Genomic DNA, 16,316 nt, shown 5'->3' on the forward strand with positions numbered 1-16,316 from the left:
GCCGGGTTCACTCGGATGCCACCGCGGAGAACGGGCTGTCGGCCAGGTCGGCCAGCAGGTCGGCCGGGTCCCGGTAGGCGGCGGCCGCTCCCGCTTCCTCCAGGTCACCGCGGGGGATGCCGCCGCAGAGCAGCCCGATCCCGGTCACCCCGGCGCGTACCGCGGCTTTCATGTCCCACACGGTGTCGCCGACGAACACCGCGCGCTCCGGCGTCGCCCCCGCCAGTTCGAGTGCGTGGTGGAGGGGATCGGGGGCGGGCTTGCCCTGCTCGACGTCGTCGGAGGTCGCGGTGTCGGTGATGGCGTCGTCGGCGTCGATGGCCCGGCGCAGGGCGTCCAGTTCCCGGTCCTTCGCGGAGGTGACCAGCACGACCTTCCAGCCCGCCTCCGACAGGATCCGCAGGAGGTCGGCCGCAGAGTCCAGGGCGGGCAGCCGGTCGAAGTACGTGGCGTACAGGGTGTCGTGGGCGGCGCTCAGCAGTTCGTCGTCGCCCCGGTCGCGATCGTCCTCCAGGAGGTGGTCGAGGAGGTCTTCGCCCGGCAGGCCGACGGCCCGGTGGATGTCGTGCATCGGTACGTGGTGGCCGTGCTGGCGCAGCGCTTCCCACCAGGAAATGACGTGGAGGTGGTTGGTGTCCGCGAGGGTGCCGTCGACGTCGAAGAGGGCGGCGCGGTTGAGGGTCATGGCGGCGGTCTCCTCACAGCTCGCGGAGGGCGGGCGGCAGTGCGGCCCGCGCCCACTCCAGGAACGGTTCCTGCCGGTCGCCGCCGATCTGGACGAGGGCGACGTCGGTGAACCCCGCTTCCGCGTAGGGGCGTACGGCCTCGACGAACGCGTCCACGTCATCACCGCAGGGGATGGCCTCGGCGACGTCTTCGGGGCGAACGTGCTGCGAGGCCTGCTCGAAGCCTGCGGGGCCGGGGAGTTCGGTGTTGACCTTCCAGCCGCACAGGGCCCAGCGGAACTGCTCGTGCGCCCGGGCCAGCGCCGCCCCGCGGTCGGTGTCGTAGCTGACGGGAAGTTGACCGACGCGCGGCTTGCCCGCTCCGCCGTGGGCGTCGAACCGCTCCAGCAGCTCCCGTTCCGGTTCCACGGCGATCACGAGGTCGCCGCGGCGGCCGGCCAGCTCGCACGAGCGGGGTCCGGACACGGCGATCCCGATCGGGGGCGGCTCGTCGGGGACGTCCCAGAGTTTGGCGTTTTCGACGTCGTAGTGTGCGCCGTGGTGGCTCACGTACTCACCGGTGAACATGCGCCGGATGATGTCGACGGCTTCGTCGAGCATCTCCAGGCGTACAGGGGCGGCGGGCCAGCCCGCACCGACGATGTGCTCGTTGAGGTTCTCGCCGGAGCCGAGTCCCAGACGGAACCTGCCCTCGGAGAGCAGTTGCATGGTCGCGGCCTTCTGCGCGACGACCGCGGGGTGGTAGCGGAACGTCGGGCAGGTCACGAACGTCATGAGCGGTATCCGGGAGGTGGCGTGCGCGGCCGCGCCCAGGACGCTCCATGCGTACGGCGCGTGCCCCTGCGATGTCAGCCAGGGGAAGGAGTGGTCCGAGACGACCGAGAAGTCGAACCCGGCCTTCTCCGCTCCGACCACGTGCGCCACCAGCTCGCGCGGACCTGCCTGCTCGGTCATCATCGTGTACCCGATGCGCACCGCCATGGCTGTGTGTCCTTCCGGTAGCCCGGTGTTGCTTCGTGCACCCGGCGCCCGCGGGCCGCTCCGGCCGGGCGGAGCTCATGGGCGGCCCGGGGCGCCGTAGAGGTCACCGGGGGCGCATGCCGCCCGGGGTGGCGCCGCCGCCGAGCCGGCCCGAGTGCCTGCCGGCTACGCCGCGCCTGCCCGATTCGTCTCGGTTCATTCCGGCGGCAGGGACAGGCCGGCCTTACAGGTGGCTCGCGCTGCCGTGGGGGCGCGCCCCGTACGCGTGGAGGGAGGCTTTGGCCTCGGCGGGAAGTGCGCGGATGAGCAGTTCCACGGTCCTGGTACGCAGGGAGCCCGCCACCTTCCGGCGCCGACCGGCCATGAGCGCCCGGTAGGCCTGGCCCGCGACGCGCGCGGGGTCGTCCTTCTTCGAACGCCCCAGCCGGGTGTCCAGCATGCCCGCCCGCACGAAGAACCGTGTGTCGGTCGCGCCGGGCATCAGAGCGGTGACCGTGACGCCGGTGCCCCGCAGTTCATCGCCGAGAGCACGGGCGAATGACAGCAGGAAGGCCTTGGACGCGTTGTAGACGGCGTTGTAGGGCCCGGGCAGCTCGGCCGCGACCGACGAGGTGATCAGCATCCGTCCCTCCCCGCGCGCTGCCATGTCCGCCAGCAGGGTCCTGGCGAGCAGCACGGTCGAGGAGACGTTGAGGTCGATCACCCTGGCCGAGGCCTCCGGATCCGTCTCCAGGAAGGCGCCGCCCCGCCCGATGCCCGCGTTGAGGACGGCGGTGCTCACGGGCCGGCCGCGGGCACGCAGCCGGCCCGTGAGCAGTTCGACGCCGTCCTGGGTCGCGAGATCCGTACGTACGGCGTCCACCGCGGTTCCGTACACGCCCAATTGGGCCGCGGCCTCGTGGATGAGTTCGTTCTCGGCCGCGATCACGAGGTCGTACCCGTGGCGTGCGCATTCCCGTGCGAGCTCCAGTCCGATACCGCTGGAGGCGCCGGTGACGAGGGCCAGCGGACGTTCTTGAGTCTTCATGGCCTGCGGCTACCCGGCCGAGGGCCGTGCACTCACCTCGCCCCGGTGGCGCCCTGGAAGGCATCGGCCGCGGGGACGACCCGGGCGGACATGTTCGTCTCCATCATGCGCAGGGCCGCGTCGGCCAGGTCCCGGTGGATGTGCGCGACGGCGTCCCGGGCGACCGTGACCGAGAGGTGGCGGATGTGTGCGTCGAGGGCGGAGTAGAGCACGCACTGCTCCGTGATCTGCCCGCACAGGATGAGGTGGTCCACACCGAGCGATCCGAGCAGGTACGCGAGGGGCGTCTCGTAGAAGACGGCATGGCGCGCCTTGACGACGAAGTACGCGGATTCGTCGGGGCGCACCGGCTCGACGAGGTCGGCGTGCGGGCCGGTGAGGGCGACGTCCAGGATCTCGCCGTGGTGGGAGCGCCACTTCCCGAAGTTGTCGTTGGCGTAGATCACCGGGAGGCCGCGTCTACGGGCCTCTGCGAGGAGGTTCACCACTGCGGGCAGGGCGCGCGCGACGCTCGGCACGAGGGCGTCGGCGTCCTCGTGGTCGTACGTGTTCAGCATGTCGATGACGACAAGAGCGCTCGTCGCCATGATGATCACCTCGCAGACCGGCGATCCGCGGACCATGGGTGGACCGCCTCGTGCATCGCAGCCGGCCTGCGGGCGTCATGACGCCCTCCTCGCGACGAGACCCTTCAGGCCGAAGGACCGCCGCTCTCCCGTCCTCGTCTTGCGTTGCGTGGTGCTCCACCCGCCCCGTGCGGCTCCCGGCCGACCACGGAGCTGGGCTGACGGCGGACATTTCGCCTGGTCAGTGGCCGAGGGCCCGCTTGAGTTCGGCCTTGTCCATCTTGGAACGGCCCTCGATGTTCCGCTGCTTCGCCTCGTTGTACAGCTGCTCCTTCGTAGGACCCTGCGAGCCGCTGTGAGAGCGCTGCCCGCCCCGCTTCGATGAGGACATGTCCTGTATCGACGACCGGCTCGCGGTCTTCGACTCGCCGGAACGCGCGCGTTCCTTGTTGACCGTGCGGGCTGCGATCTCCTTCGCCCGCTTCGTGCTCTCACCGCGCTCCTCGGCGCTCTCCTTGATGTGCTCGTACTGTCGTTCACGCTTGGGACTTGAACCGCGAGGCATGGCCTCTCCTCGTTTCCTGTCGGTCCCGTGGCGGATCCACCGGACCGACCCGGCGCCTGCCCACACGCGGGCGAGAAAGAACAGCGCTACGACGACAGCCAACAGGCAGATCAGTAACCCTCGGCCCGGCGGGCTGCCGGAAGGGCGCTGTCCGGGTAGGAACCGGGGGCATGGTGCGCCTACCCGTAGGCGACGGCCTCACTCCGGGAGCGCGTCGGCCTGAGCCTCGGCAAGACCGCATCGTGTGCCGGGCCCCTGAACGGGAAGACGCGGGATGTGCTGCCGGCGGACCGGCCGAGAAGAAGCAGGGCCATGGAACACCACCGATCGGAGACCTCCCCATGAAACGCATCGCCCCGGACCCCCGCCATCTGCTGGGCATCTACCTCAATGACCACCTCACCGGTGCGGGAGCGGGCATCGCCCTCGTCAAGCGGACGGCACGTGCCCACCGCGACACCGAGGCCGGGCCGCGCTTGGCCGCCCTGGCCAAGGAAGTCACCGAGGACCGCGACAGCCTGCGCGAGGTCATGATGGCTCTCGGCGTACCCGCGAACAACATCCGCATGCTCCTGGGCATCGCCGCGGCCCAGGCGGGGCGGCTGAAGGCCAACGGCAGGCTGCTCTCACGCTCGCCCCTGAGCGACGTCCTCGAACTGGAGGCGATCAGGCTCGGAGTGGAAGGCAAGAAGGAACTCTGGCGGACCCTGCACACACTGGCCCGCTCGGACCCCTTGCTGGACGCGGAGGCCATGGGCCGGCTCCTGGCACGTGCCGAACGCCAGGCCGACACCCTGGAGGCGCTGCGGCTGGCAGCCGTGGGCCGCGCCCTGCGCAGCGCACCCCGGGCGGCACCGGCCCCTGCGCACCACGGCGCCGGGCGGGCGCAGAAGGCGGGGTGGGCGTCATGAAGGTCGTGGTGACAGGAGCGACCGGCAACGCGGGCACCAGCGTGATCCACGCACTGGCCGGCGATCCGGGCGTGTCCCAGGTGACTGGTGTGGCCCGCCGCCGGCCCGCCCACCGGGTGGACGGGGTGCGCTGGGAGGCGGCGGACGTCGCTCCCGGCGGCAGCGACCTGGACCGGCTCTTCCGCGGCGCCGACGCCGTGGTGCACCTGGCGTGGAAGTTCCAGCCCACCCACGATCCAGTGGAGACCTGGCAGACGAACGTACTCGGCTCGGTGCGCGTCTTCGAGGCCTGCGCACGGAGCGGGGTACACGCACTGGTGCACGCCTCGTCGGTCGGGGCCTACTCCCCCGGTCCCGACGACGGCCGGCCGGTGGACGAGTCCTGGCCCACGCACGGCTGGCCCGCGGCCGCGTACACCCGGGAGAAGGCGTACCTGGAGCGGTACCTGGACGGCTTCCAGCAGGCGCACCCGCAGATGCGGGTGGTGCGGATGCGGCCGTGTTTCCTGTTCAAGCGGGCGTCCGCCTCCGAGCAGCGCCGGATCTTCGCCGGCCCTCTGCTGCCGTGGTGGCTGGTGCGACCCGGGCTGGTGCCCGCCGTGCCCGGAATACGCGGGCTGCGCTTCCAGGCCATGCACACCGACGATGCCGCCGAGGCGTACCGGGCCGCTGTCGTGTGGCCGGTACGCGGGCCGTTCAACCTGGTCGCCGACCCGGTCCTCGACAGCGAATCGATCGCCCGCATGCTGCACGCCCGTACGATCGGGCTGCCGGCCGCAGCGGCCCGGGCCGGGCTCGCCGCCGCCTGGCGCCTCCACCTCGTTCCTGCCGCGCCGGGGCTCCTGGACGCGGTGCTGCGGCTGCCGCTGCTCGATGCCGGCCGGGCGCGTGAGGAACTGGGCTGGGCCCCTGCCCATACCTCCACGGAGGCGTTCGCGGAGTTCCTGGTGGGACTGCGCCACGGCGCCGGGCTCGACACCGCGCCCCTGGCCGGCGCCTCCCGGCACTGACCAGGGCCTCACCCCACCGGCCTGGATTTCAGGGGGTGCGGCCACTCTCCGTAGCGGGGCAGGCGGAACCCGCTTCCTTGGGGGCCGGTCCGGCCGGCCCACGGTGGCGGGTCCGGCCTGCTCCTGCTTGGCTTGAAGGAGCACACCCCCGACCCGATCGAGGACCGGTCATGAGCACCGAAAGCCAGCCGAGCGAACGGGCCCGGCAGATGCGCGACAAGGCGCAGGAACTGGAGCAGGCGGCGCAGCGGGCAACCGATCCCGCGGAGCGGCAGCGGCTGACCGCCAAGGCCCTGCACATCAGGGAGAAGAGCGAGCGGGAGAACGGCAGGGGCAGCGGGACCATGGACCCCATGTAGACCTGCTCGACGCTCGACCCGCTCGACTCCCTCGATTCCCTCGACCCGCCCGACCCGCTCGTGTACGGCCGTGCGGCAGGCGGATCAGCGGGTGGCGCCGAAGTCCTGCGTCCAGTACTGGCCGGGCTGCGCGAGGCCGATGCCGATCTCCTTGACGTTGCAGTCGAGGATGTTCCGCTTGTGCCCCGGGCTGTTCATCCAGCCCTCCATGACCTGGGCGGCGGTGTCGTAGCCGTACGCGACGTTCTCGGCGTAGGTACTCCACTCGTACCCGGCGCGGGTGATCCGCTGACCGGGGTCGGATCCGTCGGAGCCGGTGTGGGACATGTTGGAGTGGGCGGCCATGTCCTCACTGTGGTCCTGCGCGGCCTTCGTGAGCTTCTCGTTGACGGTCAGCACGGGGCACCCGACCGCGGCGCGCTCCTTGTTGACGAGCGCGAGGACCTCGGCCGGAGCACCGGAGGGTGCCGCGGAGTCGGAGGGCGCGGGAGTCCCGGCCGGCTCGGCGGGCGGCTCCACCGGCTGCTGCGACGGGGGCTGTGCGGGAGGCGCGGTCTCGGCGGGCGGCTGGACGACCGGCTGCTCGACGGTCTCGGCGGGGCCGCCGACCTGAACCGGGACCGGGACCTCCGCGGCCTGCTGCTGCGCGCCGGGATCGCTGTAGGGGTCGCCGTAGAGGTCCCCGTGGGAGTCGGCGTACCAGGGACGGCTCTCCTGCTCGGCTGCGACGGACCGGATCGGGCCGGTCCCCTGCGGGTCGAGGCAGGCCATGGCCGTGGTGGGTACGGCCACGAGGGCCAGTGCTCCGACAGCGACGGCTATTTTCCTGTGGTGCGTCTTCTTACGGTGCTTCTTCATGCGGGACCTCACTCGGTGATCGCGAAGCTCCCGGCGCCGGACCGCGAAGGCGCCGGAGGAATCGCCATTCTTAGAAGCCCGCCGACGGCCTGGCAAGCCGCCGCCGCTCAGCCGCGCAGGACGTCCGGGACGCGGCTTGAAACGGCCGGAAGATCGTGCATCGCCCCGTCGCGGCCCGTCCGGCACCCACCTGGCCCGCCGACAGAACCCACCCCCGTCAGCCCTGTTGAAGACGAGGAAACAGGAGCACCGACTTCCGTTTCTGGCGGAGTACGGCATGTCAACGCCAAACAGGCACATACAGTGAAATGTCCAGAGGCGGACGATCTCCGCGGAAGGCGCCACGGCGCCATGCGGGCCGTGATGCATGTCACGACCCGGAGGAGGAACCGGACGGCGTTCCCGTCAGTGGGCGTCAGTGCGCCGCGCTCGTCGAGCGGGTGGCGGCGGGCCTACGGGGCGGCGCGCCTACGGGGTGGTGAGCTTCGGAAAGGTGAAGGTGTAGCCCCGCGCCGTGAGCCACGGCAGGTATTCCTTGAGCGCTGCGACCGTCTCGCTGCGGTCGCCGCCCCCGTCGTGGAAGAGAACCGTCGGCTGCGCGGGCAGGTTTCCCTCCACCGTGGCGACGATCGCCGGCAGGCCCGGCCTGCTCCAGTCCTTGGGGTCCACGCTCCAGCCCAGCGGCCGCATCCCGCTCGCGGCGGCTATCGCACGGCTGTCGGGGGTGAAGGCGCCGCCCGGAGCGCGGTAGTAGCTGACGGCGACCCCCGGCACGGCCTGCTCGATCATGGACTTGCCGTCGAGGATCTGCTGCCGCTGGTACGCGACGGGCTTGTGGTCCATGGTCACGTCGTGGTCCACCGAGTGGTCACAGAGACGGTGCCCTTCGGCGGCGACCGTGCGCACCAGGGCCGGGTACTGCTGCGCACGGGTTCCGATCATGCAGAACGTGGCCTTGACGTGGTTCTCCCGCAGCACCTCGAGGACCTGGGGCGTCCAGCGCGGGTCCGGACCGTCGTCGATGGTGATGGCGATGTCGTGACCCGGTCCCTGCGCCAGCCGGGTGATCCCCAGCGGCACCCGAGCCGGGCCGTATGCGCTCGCAGCGGATGACCAGCCCGCCGCCGACCCCGCCGCCGACCCGTCGGCCGAGGCGGCCGGGCCGCTCGGGGCGGCGAGGGCCGATGCGCCGGCGGCCGCCGACAGGACGAGGACGGCAGCAGCCGCCACGGCGGATCCCGCCCGAAGACGGCTTGCGGAACTGCGGGTGATGCCCATGGAGGCGCTCTTCCTTCTGACTCGGCCCCCCGGTCTCCCACACCTGCCGGTCCAGGCTAGGGCGTCCGCCCCGGGGCCGTCCTCCCCCGATCGGCCCATCCGGAGGCCCGGCGCGGACGGGACGTCCGACCCCGCTCCAGCGCCGACCCGCCGCCGCGGATTCCAGTCCCCGCTTTGCACCCCAACCGTTGCCTTCGGATCTCACCCATCGATCAAGCCGGTCGATCAAGCGGCCCAATGCACGTGCGCAGAGTGGGTGGGCGTGGTGGGATCGGCCGGGTGAAGGATCCCTTTGGTTGTGACGAGCCGGCATTCCTGGCGTGTTCCGGGACCACGGACCGTGCGGCAGCGCGCCGCTTTGTCGCCTCACGGGCCGCCGACGCGAGCGAACTGGCACTGCTGTTGGACATGCTCGGGCTCCTGCCTGAGACCGACCCACATCCCGCACGGCGCGGGTCTGGGCACAACCCACCGTGATGCGTGGGGCATTGGTCCGGGCGGGCGGACTCTTCCGTGTCCCACAACGCGAACCCGGTTCGCGCGGCGGGACAGGGGATCGTGGAGCTGGTACCCGGCGGGGACTCGCTCGCCACCGGGGAGGACGGCCATGGACGCAAGCGTGCCGCCTTCGAGCGGGCCCTCACCGGCGGGGATCACCCAGGTCGCCGCCGACTGTGAGCCGCAGGGCGACAAGCCTTACCGGTGTTCCCTGAAGGGTGGTTGACGTACAAGGCCGGAACCGAATCCGATGAGTTCTGGATCCGCTCGCTGCAGAACTGGCAGTCCGAACTGCTCGCCGTGGCGGCCATGGCGATCCTGTCCGTGTACCTGCGCCAGCGCGGATCCCCCGAATCCAAGCCCGTCGGGACCCCGCACACCTCCACCGGAGTCGAGGGCTGACCGCACGGTGTCGACGCGTACGGCCCGCTTGCCGTGCCACGTCAGGGCCGTCATGGGACCTCCTCACACCCGTCGAGGCAGGTTTCCCTGCCTCGCGCCGGGGCGACGCCTGCTGCTACCAGCGGTACCAGCGGCCGCCGCCGCCCTGGGGGCGGGCGACGAAACCGATCAGCCAGATCGCGAGAACGGCGATCGCGATCCACCAGAGAAAGTCCACCGCGAAGCCGGCACCGAAGAGGATCAGGATCAGAAGGAGCACGAGAATCAGGGGAACCATGGCGATCAACCTCCGATAGCCGTGTGCCCCGATCCGGCCCGCCCACTCCTGCGCATCGGACAGGACAGTCGAAGGCCTGCACGCATCCGGCGACGGGTTCCGTCCGGTACGTGACGGACCGCGTTCCGGGGGCCGATCACGTGGTTTCCCCCGCCCCGGTCGCGTGCCTCCCCCTGGAACGCCCTGGAGGGCGGCATGCTCCGCGCAGGGACCTGACGGGCGGAGGCCGTAGTGCTGCTGAAGAGGACACGGGTCCGCGCCGCGCGGCGGGTGGGCTGGGCGGCGGACCGTTCCTTCCACGGGTTGGATGCGCGCCTTCCGCTCGCCGAGACCGCGCGATCCGCCGTGCGCAAGGCTTTTCCGGACCACTGGTCGTTCCTCCTCGGAGAGATCGCCCTGTACAGCCTGCTCGTCCTGCTGCTGACCGGGACCTGGCTCACACTCTTCTTCGAGCCGTCGATGCGGGACGTCGTGTACACCGGCCCGTACGCCCCGCTGCGCGGGCTGCCGGTCTCCGAGGCGTACGCGTCCACCCTGCGGATCAGCTTCGAGGTGCGCGGCGGGCTGCTGATCCGCCAGATGCACCACTGGGCGGCCCTGGTGTTCGTCTTCGCCATCGGCGCCCACCTGCTGCGCATCTTCTTCACCGGCGCCTTCCGCAGGCCGAGGGAGGCGAACTGGCTGGTCGGTGTGACCATGCTGCTGCTGGCACTGGTGGAAGGGTTCGCCGGGTACTCCCTCCCGGACGACCTGCTGTCCGGTACGGGGCTGCGTACCGCCCAGGGGATCATGCTGTCCGTGCCGGTCGCCGGAACGTACCTGTCCTTCTTCGCGTTCGGCGGCGAGTATCCAGGGCTGGACATCGTCTCGCGCCTCTATCCGGTCCACATCCTCCTCGTTCCCGGTCTGCTCGTCGGGCTGGTCTCGCTGCACCTGCTGCTGGTGGTCCACCTGAAGCACACGCAGTGGGCGGGTCCCGGCCGCACCGGCCGCAACGTCGTGGGCAAGCCGTTCTTCCCGCACTACGCCGCCAAGTCGGCCGGGCTGTTCTTCCTGACCGCGGGCGTCCTCGCCGTGCTCGGCGCACTCGCCCAGATCAACCCGGTATGGGCGTACGGCCCCTACCGTACGGACGTGGTGTCCTCCGGTTCGCAGCCGGACTGGTACGTCGGGTTCCTGGAGGGTGCGCTCCGTCTGATGCCCGGGGGTGAGACCCGGATCTGGGGGCACACCGTCATGTGGAACCCGCTGGTTCCCGGCGTCGTCCTCCCCGGTCTCCTGTTCGCCGGCCTGTACGGGTATCCCTTCTTCGAGCGGTGGATCACCGGGCGGCACGGTGAGCGTCATCTGTGCGACCGCCCCCGCAACCGCCCCGCCCGCACGGCACTGGGAGTCGCCGTCCTCACGCTGTACGCGGTGCTGCTGCTGGCGGGCGCCCAGGACCTCATCGCCTTCATCACCGAGATGTCGCTGCAGTTCATCACCTGGACCTTCCGCTGCGCCCTCGTGGTCCTTCCGCCGGCCGCGTTCTGGCTCACGCGGCGCCTGTGCCTCGCGCTCCAGGCCCGCGACGCCGAGCAACTGGTGCGGGGAACCGAGAGCGGCGAGGTGCGCCAGAGCATGGGAGGCGGCTTCGAGCCGGTGCACGTACCGCTGCCCGCCGAGCAGCGCCACGTCAGCGCTCTGTACGAGGTGAACGCTCCGCTGCCGGGACAGTCGGATGGATCCGACCCGGCGCGGGCGCCGTGGCCGGCCCGCCTGCGCGGTGTGCTGAGCCGCTGGTACTACGCCGACCGGACACGTTCTCCGCTCACGGCGGAGGACCGCAGCCGGGCCGAGGACATCATCTCCGGACCGGACGAGCCCGGCAGGGAGCGCGCCGACCGGAGGTGAGGCGAGGCCGGAGGTGAGGCCGGAGCGGAGGTGAGGCGAGGCCGGAGGTGAGGCCGGAGCAGAGGTGAGGCGTCCGGCCGGACCGGAGGCCCGGGGCGCGCACCCTCAGGTATCCGCGGAATCCGGCCCGCCGGCGCGGAAGACGAAGCCGAACAGGCCGGGCGCGAGGATCCCGAAGCCGATCAGGGTCAGCCACAGTCCCTGTGCGACTCCGAGCCCGATCAGCGCCGCTCCCGCCGCCGTGACGACGGGGGCGTAGCTGCGGGCGGGGAAGAAGAAGCGCCGGTCGCCGCCCTCGGCGACCTCCGCGTTCCCGTCGTCCTCGGGCCGCTGCCCGTCGCGGGAGAACTGCCGCCACAGGAAGGCGGCTACGAGGGCGGACATCAGGAGCGAGACCATCAGCGCGGTAAGGCCCGCCGGATCGTCGGCCGTCGCAGCGTAGACGCCGCCGGTCAGTGCGAAGAACACCGCGACGCCGGTGAACAGCCAGGCTTCCGCCCTCATCGGGGCTTCACCTCCGGGTGGTGCAGGTCGAAGGCCGGTGAATCCGAGCGGATGCGGGGCAGTGCGTGGAAGTTGTGCCGGGGCGGCGGACAGCTCGTCGCCCATTCCAGGGACCTCCCCCACCCCCAGGGATCATCGGACGTCACGCGTACGCCGTGGTGGGCGGTGCGCCAGACGTTGAAGAGGAAGGGCAGCGTGGAGAGCCCCAGCAGGAACGACCCGATCGTGGACAGCGTGTTGAGGAGGGTGAATCCGTCGGCCGCCAGGTAGTCGGCATAGCGCCGTGGCATGCCCTGCTCCCCCAGCCAGTGCTGGACGAGGAAGGTGAGCTGGAAGCCGGCGAACAGCGTCCAGAAATGGATCTTCCCCAGACGCTCGTCGAGCATCCGGCCGGTGAACTTGGGCCACCAGAAGTAGAAGCCCGCGAACGTGGCGAAGACGATCGTGCCGAACAGCACGTAGTGGAGGTGGGCCACGACGAAGTAGCTGTCGGTGAGGTGGAAGTCCATGGGCGGGGACGCGACGAGCACCCCGGTCAGCCCGCCCAGGAGGAACGTGACGAGGAATCCCGTGCACCACAGCATCGGCGTCTCGAACGACAGCGAGCCGTTCCACATCGTCCCGATCCAGTTGAAGAACTTCACGCCGGTCGGCACGGCGATCAGGAAGGAGAGCAGCGAGAAGAACGGCAGCAGCACCGCGCCGGTGGCGAACATGTGGTGCGCCCACACCGTCGCCGACAGCCCGGTGATCGCCATGGTCGCGCCCACCAGGGCGACGTAGCCGAAGATCGGCTTCCTGCTGAACACCGGCAGGATCTCGCTGACAACGCCGAAGAACGGAAGCGCGACGATGTAGACCTCCGGGTGGCCGAAGAACCAGAACAGGTGCTGCCACAGCAGCGCCCCGCCGTTCGCGGCGTCGAAGACGTGAGCACCGAACTTCCGGTCCGCCTCCAGGGCCAGCAGCGCCGCGGCCAGGACGGGGAAGGCGAGCAGCGCCAGAATGGAGGTGAACAGCACGTTCCAGGTGAAGATCGGCATGCGGAAGAGGGTCATGCCGGGAGCGCGCAGGCACACGATCGTGGTGATGAAGTTGACCGACCCCAGGATGGTGCTCAGTCCCGACACCACCAGGCCCATGATCCACAGGTCGGCGCCGATGCCTGGCGAGAAGACCGCCCCGTTGAGGGGCGCGTACGCGAACCAGCCGAAGGCCGCCGATCCGTTCGCCGTCAGGAACCCGCTGACCACCATCAGTCCGCCGAACAGGTACACCCAGTAGGTGAAGGCGTTCAGGCGTGGGAACGCGACGTCGGGAGCACCGATCTGCAGCGGCATCACCGCGTTCGCGAAGCCTGTGAACGTGGGGGTGGCGAACAGCAGCATCATGATCGTGCCGTGCACCGTGAACAGTTGGTTGTACTGCTCGGCCGAGACGATCTGCAGCCCCGGACGCGCCAGCTCCGCCCGCATCAACAACGCCAGGACCCCTGCGAACAGGAAGAATCCGAACGCGGTGACGAGGTACATGTAGCCGATCGTCTTGTGATCGGTGGTCGACAGCAGACGCTGCACACGCGCACCGACGGCAGCCCTGTCCCGCCCTTCGCCGGCCTCGATCTCGATCTCGATCGCCTCGGAGAATGCGGAGGGTCCCACGTCCTTCTCGACCGCCACCATGGGCCTCCCCACAGGACACACGGCGGCCGCACCGTCGCCGCCGCCCGCCCACCCTGGCAGTCCGCGGCCCCGCCGGGCGGTAGGCCCCCGGCGCGCCGCACTCACGAGCGTTCGTGTGCCGGGCAATCGGGTGAGGCGCAAGGGCCTCCTCGATCACCTGGCGTTCTGGGCCTCTGGGGGTAGGAGGCTGTTGGTTCTTTGGTCCACTCTTGTGAGTGATGGCCCATGTGGGTGGGTGTCGTTACGGTCGGGTGTGTGGATCTCACGGGGCGGGCGAAGGCACGGGGTGTATGTCCCCGGAGTGTGTATCGCTGGTTCCGTGAGGGCAGCTCGCTGACGTCGTTCCGTGCCCGCCTATGCGGGCGCGACTCCGCGAGCATGCGGCCGCCCGGGGCACTGTCCGTGGCGGCTGTCGATGGCTGATCTGGTCAAGAAGTTGCGCGCCATCGCTCCCTCGTTCGTGGCGCTCGGTCCGTCCGGTGTGGCGATACGCGACCGCCTGAAGAATCTGAGCGCGGAGGACGAGAGGGTTCTGCGGCTGGTCGGCGAGCATCAGGGCACCCTGGCTTCCCGCGACCTCAAGCAGCGGTGCGCGGACGGCCCCAACCACTCCACCGAAACCTGGGCGGCCCGCAAGCGGGGGCTGACGAAGGAATCCTCGTCGCGGATCGCCGGGGCGATCACCAAAGCCAGCCACGATCAGTGGGCACTCGCCCGCCGCTGCCAGGCCGCACACATCCAGAGCCTGGACGCCGGCATCAGAACACTGAAGCACCGCCTGTCCCTGCCCATCAGGGAGAAGGGCACCAAGCGGGCGGCGGGCGGCTACCGCTCCAGGAGCGAGTGGTTCACCAAGTCCCGTCGTCTCGTCGTCCTGGAGGCCCGCCATGAGGCCGCTCTCGCAGACTGGCGGGCGGGTCGGGTCCGGGTGGTGAGGGGTGGGAAGCGGTTGGCGAACACCCGACACAACCTGGCCGCAGCCCAGCTCACCGAGGAGCGGTGGCGTGCCCGTTGGGAAGCCGAACGCTGGTTTCTCGCCGCTGATGGCGAGTCCGGTAAGCGGTTTGGGAACGAGACGATTCGCGTCACGCCCGATGGCGAGGTCAGCATCAAGCTCCCGGCTCCGCTCGCACACTTGGCCAATGGCAAGCATGGCCGGTACGTCCTGGCCTGCCGGATCGCGTTCGCGCACCGGGGCGCGGAATGGGCTGAGCGCATCGAAGCGAATCGGGCCGTGGCCTACCGAATCCACTTGGACGTCACACGCGGCCGCTGGTACCTGACCGCATCCTGGCAACGTCCCGTCGTTCAGACGGTCCCGCTCGCCACGGCACGTGCGAAGGGTGTGGTCGGTGTCGATACCAATGCCGACCACTTCGCCGCCTACCGACTCGACCGGCACGGCAACCCGATCGGCGAGCCACACCGCTTCCCTTACGACCTCAGCGGATCGGCCGACCACCGCGATGCGCAGATCCGCCACGCCCTCACCCAGGTGCTGCACTGGGCCAGGCAAGTGGGCGTCGACGCCATCGCGATCGAAGACCTCGACTTCACCGCCGAGAAAACACGGGAGAAGCACGGCGGCAGGAAACGGTTCCGGCAGCTCATCTCCGGCATCCCGACCGGCAAGCTCAAAGCCCGCCTCGTATCGATGGCCGCCGAACACGGCCTCGCCATCGTCGCAGTCGATCCCGCCTACACCTCCCAGTGGGGAGGCCAGCACTGGCAGAAACCGCTGGTCACCCCCCGCCGAAAGATGTCCCGTCACGATGCCGCCGGCATCGCGATCGGACGACGCGCCCTCGCACACCCGATCCGGCGACGGACGGCACCGCCCCCACACGACCAGAGTGATCGTGCGGGGCATCGGACCGCCCAGGCCGGAGCGGGCACCCGCAGGCGTGAGGGAAACCGCCCACCCGCCACGGACCACGCCCCCAGAGACGCGCCGCCGAGCGGGAAGAGAAAGCGGAGACCCAGCGCATCCAAAACCGTTCGGGATGCGCCCAGTAAGCGTGAGTGGGTCCAAGACTCACTCCTGCACACTGGCTAGGAACGGTTCTTCCTCGTCGGGATCCGGTATGACGTGCATGGCGGCTTCCTCGGCCGTGGCCGCCCCGCCATCGACTCCGGCGTCGTGTGCGAGGACGCTGTTCTCGTGCGGGAAGGCGGTGGCCGGGGCCAGCCGCCCCGCGCGGACGCCACCCGCTTGCGGATCGACGGGTTCGCCGTGCCCGTCCGCCAGATCCCCGATTCCATCTCCGGGCAGGAACTCCTGGTCCTCGGGCAGCTCCCGGGCGAGGCGGCCGTCGAGGCTCTCGCCCCTGCTCTGGCCCTCACCGGTGGTGTCGTTCCGCTCGCACGCGTAGGGCCGCTCCGGCGGTGAGTACCCCTGGTCCAGCTGGGCATCCGTGTTCGGCTCGCCGAGACTCTGGTCCATGTCAGGCTGCAGTTCGGACGGTTCGTCCTCCGGCTGGGGCTGATACACCTCGTCGCCGCGGGCACCGGTCTCGCTCATGGTTCCCCCTTCCGTCTTCCCGGCATCGGAACGTGAGGGGTCCGTCACTCAGAGAGGTGCCGGGCCACGGTCTCTGCCCTCCTCGACTGCGCCCCAGGTGCGAACTGGGCGCATCCGGCTCCTACCCGTCACCCGCCGCCGCAGTCGCCCTGGCCGGAGCGGGGCGCCCCTCGGCGCCGGTGGTGTCGCCGGGCAGATCCTCGTACGGACCGATCGACAACGCCGCGCCCGCCCCCGATTCTCTCGCCGAGCTGCCCCGCCGGTGGCGCGAGCTGTCGGCGGTCAGCAGCGAACGAAA

17 protein-coding genes and 1 pseudogene are annotated in these 16,316 nt (G+C 70.5%); 7 read left to right on the forward strand and 11 right to left on the reverse strand.

The genetic code is table 11. The features are described from left to right. Positions 1 to 7: 7 nt before the first annotated feature. The 5 genes from AC3IYI_RS02020 to AC3IYI_RS02040 all read right to left on the reverse strand — a co-directional run bounded on the left by AC3IYI_RS02020 (position 8) and on the right by AC3IYI_RS02040 (position 3,825). Entirely contained in the window at positions 8 to 685 is a 678-nt protein-coding gene (locus AC3IYI_RS02020) for an HAD family hydrolase (protein ID WP_489408546.1), read from the reverse strand. Positions 686 to 698: 13 nt separating this feature from the next. Beyond that, positions 699 to 1,667 (reverse strand): LLM class F420-dependent oxidoreductase, encoded by a 969-nt coding sequence (locus AC3IYI_RS02025; RefSeq protein WP_489408547.1) that lies wholly within the window; start codon positions 1,665 to 1,667, stop codon positions 699 to 701. Between the two features lie 223 nt (positions 1,668 to 1,890). Continuing rightward, a complete protein-coding gene (locus tag AC3IYI_RS02030; RefSeq protein WP_489408548.1) occupies positions 1,891 to 2,694 on the reverse strand; it encodes an SDR family NAD(P)-dependent oxidoreductase in 804 nt (267 codons plus the stop codon). A 32-nt stretch (positions 2,695 to 2,726) separates the two neighbouring features. Continuing rightward, entirely contained in the window at positions 2,727 to 3,281 is a 555-nt protein-coding gene (locus AC3IYI_RS02035; protein WP_489408549.1) for a cysteine hydrolase family protein, read from the reverse strand. 220 nt (positions 3,282 to 3,501) lie between these two features. Next, positions 3,502 to 3,825, reverse strand: coding sequence for a plasmid stabilization protein (locus AC3IYI_RS02040; RefSeq protein WP_489408550.1), 324 nt, complete (start codon positions 3,823 to 3,825; stop codon positions 3,502 to 3,504). Positions 3,826 to 4,166: 341 nt separating this feature from the next. Between AC3IYI_RS02040 and AC3IYI_RS02045 the strand changes: the two genes are divergently transcribed. The 3 genes from AC3IYI_RS02045 (at position 4,167) to AC3IYI_RS02055 (ending at position 6,105) form a co-directional block, all read left to right on the forward strand. Beyond that, the gene (locus AC3IYI_RS02045) at positions 4,167 to 4,736 is read left to right on the forward strand and encodes a hypothetical protein (protein ID WP_489408551.1); all 570 of its coding nucleotides are present in this window, start codon (positions 4,167 to 4,169) and stop codon (positions 4,734 to 4,736) included. Then, complete coding sequence (locus AC3IYI_RS02050; RefSeq protein ID WP_489408552.1) at positions 4,733 to 5,746, forward strand: NAD-dependent epimerase/dehydratase family protein; 1,014 nt, start codon at positions 4,733 to 4,735, stop codon at positions 5,744 to 5,746. The genes AC3IYI_RS02045 and AC3IYI_RS02050 overlap by 4 nt, the downstream gene beginning before the upstream one ends. Before the next feature lie 170 nt (positions 5,747 to 5,916). Continuing rightward, entirely contained in the window at positions 5,917 to 6,105 is a 189-nt protein-coding gene (locus tag AC3IYI_RS02055) for a DUF6381 family protein (protein WP_243332751.1), read from the forward strand. Between the two features lie 84 nt (positions 6,106 to 6,189). On the opposite strand, the gene AC3IYI_RS02060 is transcribed toward AC3IYI_RS02055, so the two are convergent. Next, the gene (locus tag AC3IYI_RS02060; protein ID WP_489408553.1) at positions 6,190 to 6,963 is read right to left on the reverse strand and encodes a CAP domain-containing protein; all 774 of its coding nucleotides are present in this window, start codon (positions 6,961 to 6,963) and stop codon (positions 6,190 to 6,192) included. Between the two features lie 468 nt (positions 6,964 to 7,431). Next, entirely contained in the window at positions 7,432 to 8,241 is an 810-nt protein-coding gene (locus tag AC3IYI_RS02065) for a polysaccharide deacetylase family protein (protein WP_489408554.1), read from the reverse strand. Positions 8,242 to 8,754: 513 nt separating this feature from the next. On the opposite strand from AC3IYI_RS02065, the gene AC3IYI_RS02070 reads away from it, so the two are divergent. Both AC3IYI_RS02070 and AC3IYI_RS02075 read left to right on the forward strand, forming a co-directional pair. Continuing rightward, the gene (locus AC3IYI_RS02070; protein ID WP_489408555.1) at positions 8,755 to 8,919 is read left to right on the forward strand and encodes a hypothetical protein; all 165 of its coding nucleotides are present in this window, start codon (positions 8,755 to 8,757) and stop codon (positions 8,917 to 8,919) included. A 66-nt stretch (positions 8,920 to 8,985) separates the two neighbouring features. Beyond that, a pseudogene (locus AC3IYI_RS02075) lies at positions 8,986 to 9,141 on the forward strand (DUF6766 family protein); the annotation flags it as partial. Positions 9,142 to 9,256: 115 nt separating this feature from the next. Here the strand turns inward: AC3IYI_RS02075 and AC3IYI_RS02080 are convergent. Beyond that, entirely contained in the window at positions 9,257 to 9,418 is a 162-nt protein-coding gene (locus tag AC3IYI_RS02080; RefSeq protein ID WP_489408556.1) for a hydrophobic protein, read from the reverse strand. A gap of 231 nt (positions 9,419 to 9,649) precedes the next feature. Between AC3IYI_RS02080 and qcrB the strand changes: the two genes are divergently transcribed. Continuing rightward, on the forward strand, positions 9,650 to 11,311 hold the full coding sequence (gene qcrB / locus AC3IYI_RS02085) for a cytochrome bc1 complex cytochrome b subunit (RefSeq protein ID WP_489408557.1): 1,662 nt from the start codon (positions 9,650 to 9,652) through the stop codon (positions 11,309 to 11,311). Between the two features lie 105 nt (positions 11,312 to 11,416). On the opposite strand, the gene ctaF is transcribed toward qcrB, so the two are convergent. Next, the gene (ctaF, locus tag AC3IYI_RS02090) at positions 11,417 to 11,815 is read right to left on the reverse strand and encodes an aa3-type cytochrome oxidase subunit IV (protein WP_489408558.1); all 399 of its coding nucleotides are present in this window, start codon (positions 11,813 to 11,815) and stop codon (positions 11,417 to 11,419) included. After that, positions 11,812 to 13,497, reverse strand: coding sequence for an aa3-type cytochrome oxidase subunit I (ctaD, locus tag AC3IYI_RS02095; protein ID WP_489408559.1), 1,686 nt, complete (start codon positions 13,495 to 13,497; stop codon positions 11,812 to 11,814). Before ctaD ends, ctaF begins: the two co-directional genes overlap by 4 nt. A 415-nt stretch (positions 13,498 to 13,912) precedes the next feature. Between ctaD and AC3IYI_RS02100 the strand changes: the two genes are divergently transcribed. Next, the gene (locus tag AC3IYI_RS02100; protein WP_489408560.1) at positions 13,913 to 15,553 is read left to right on the forward strand and encodes an IS200/IS605 family accessory protein TnpB-related protein; all 1,641 of its coding nucleotides are present in this window, start codon (positions 13,913 to 13,915) and stop codon (positions 15,551 to 15,553) included. Here the strand turns inward: AC3IYI_RS02100 and AC3IYI_RS02105 are convergent. After that, positions 15,533 to 16,018 carry a DUF5709 domain-containing protein gene (locus AC3IYI_RS02105; RefSeq protein ID WP_489408561.1) on the reverse strand — a complete coding sequence of 162 codons (486 nt, stop codon included), beginning with the start codon at positions 16,016 to 16,018 and terminating at the stop codon, positions 15,533 to 15,535. The two genes, AC3IYI_RS02100 and AC3IYI_RS02105, sit on opposite strands and share 21 nt — an antisense overlap. Positions 16,019 to 16,316: the final 298 nt, after the last annotated feature.

The sequence above is a fragment of the Streptomyces sp. GL_148 genome, assembly GCF_057834205.1.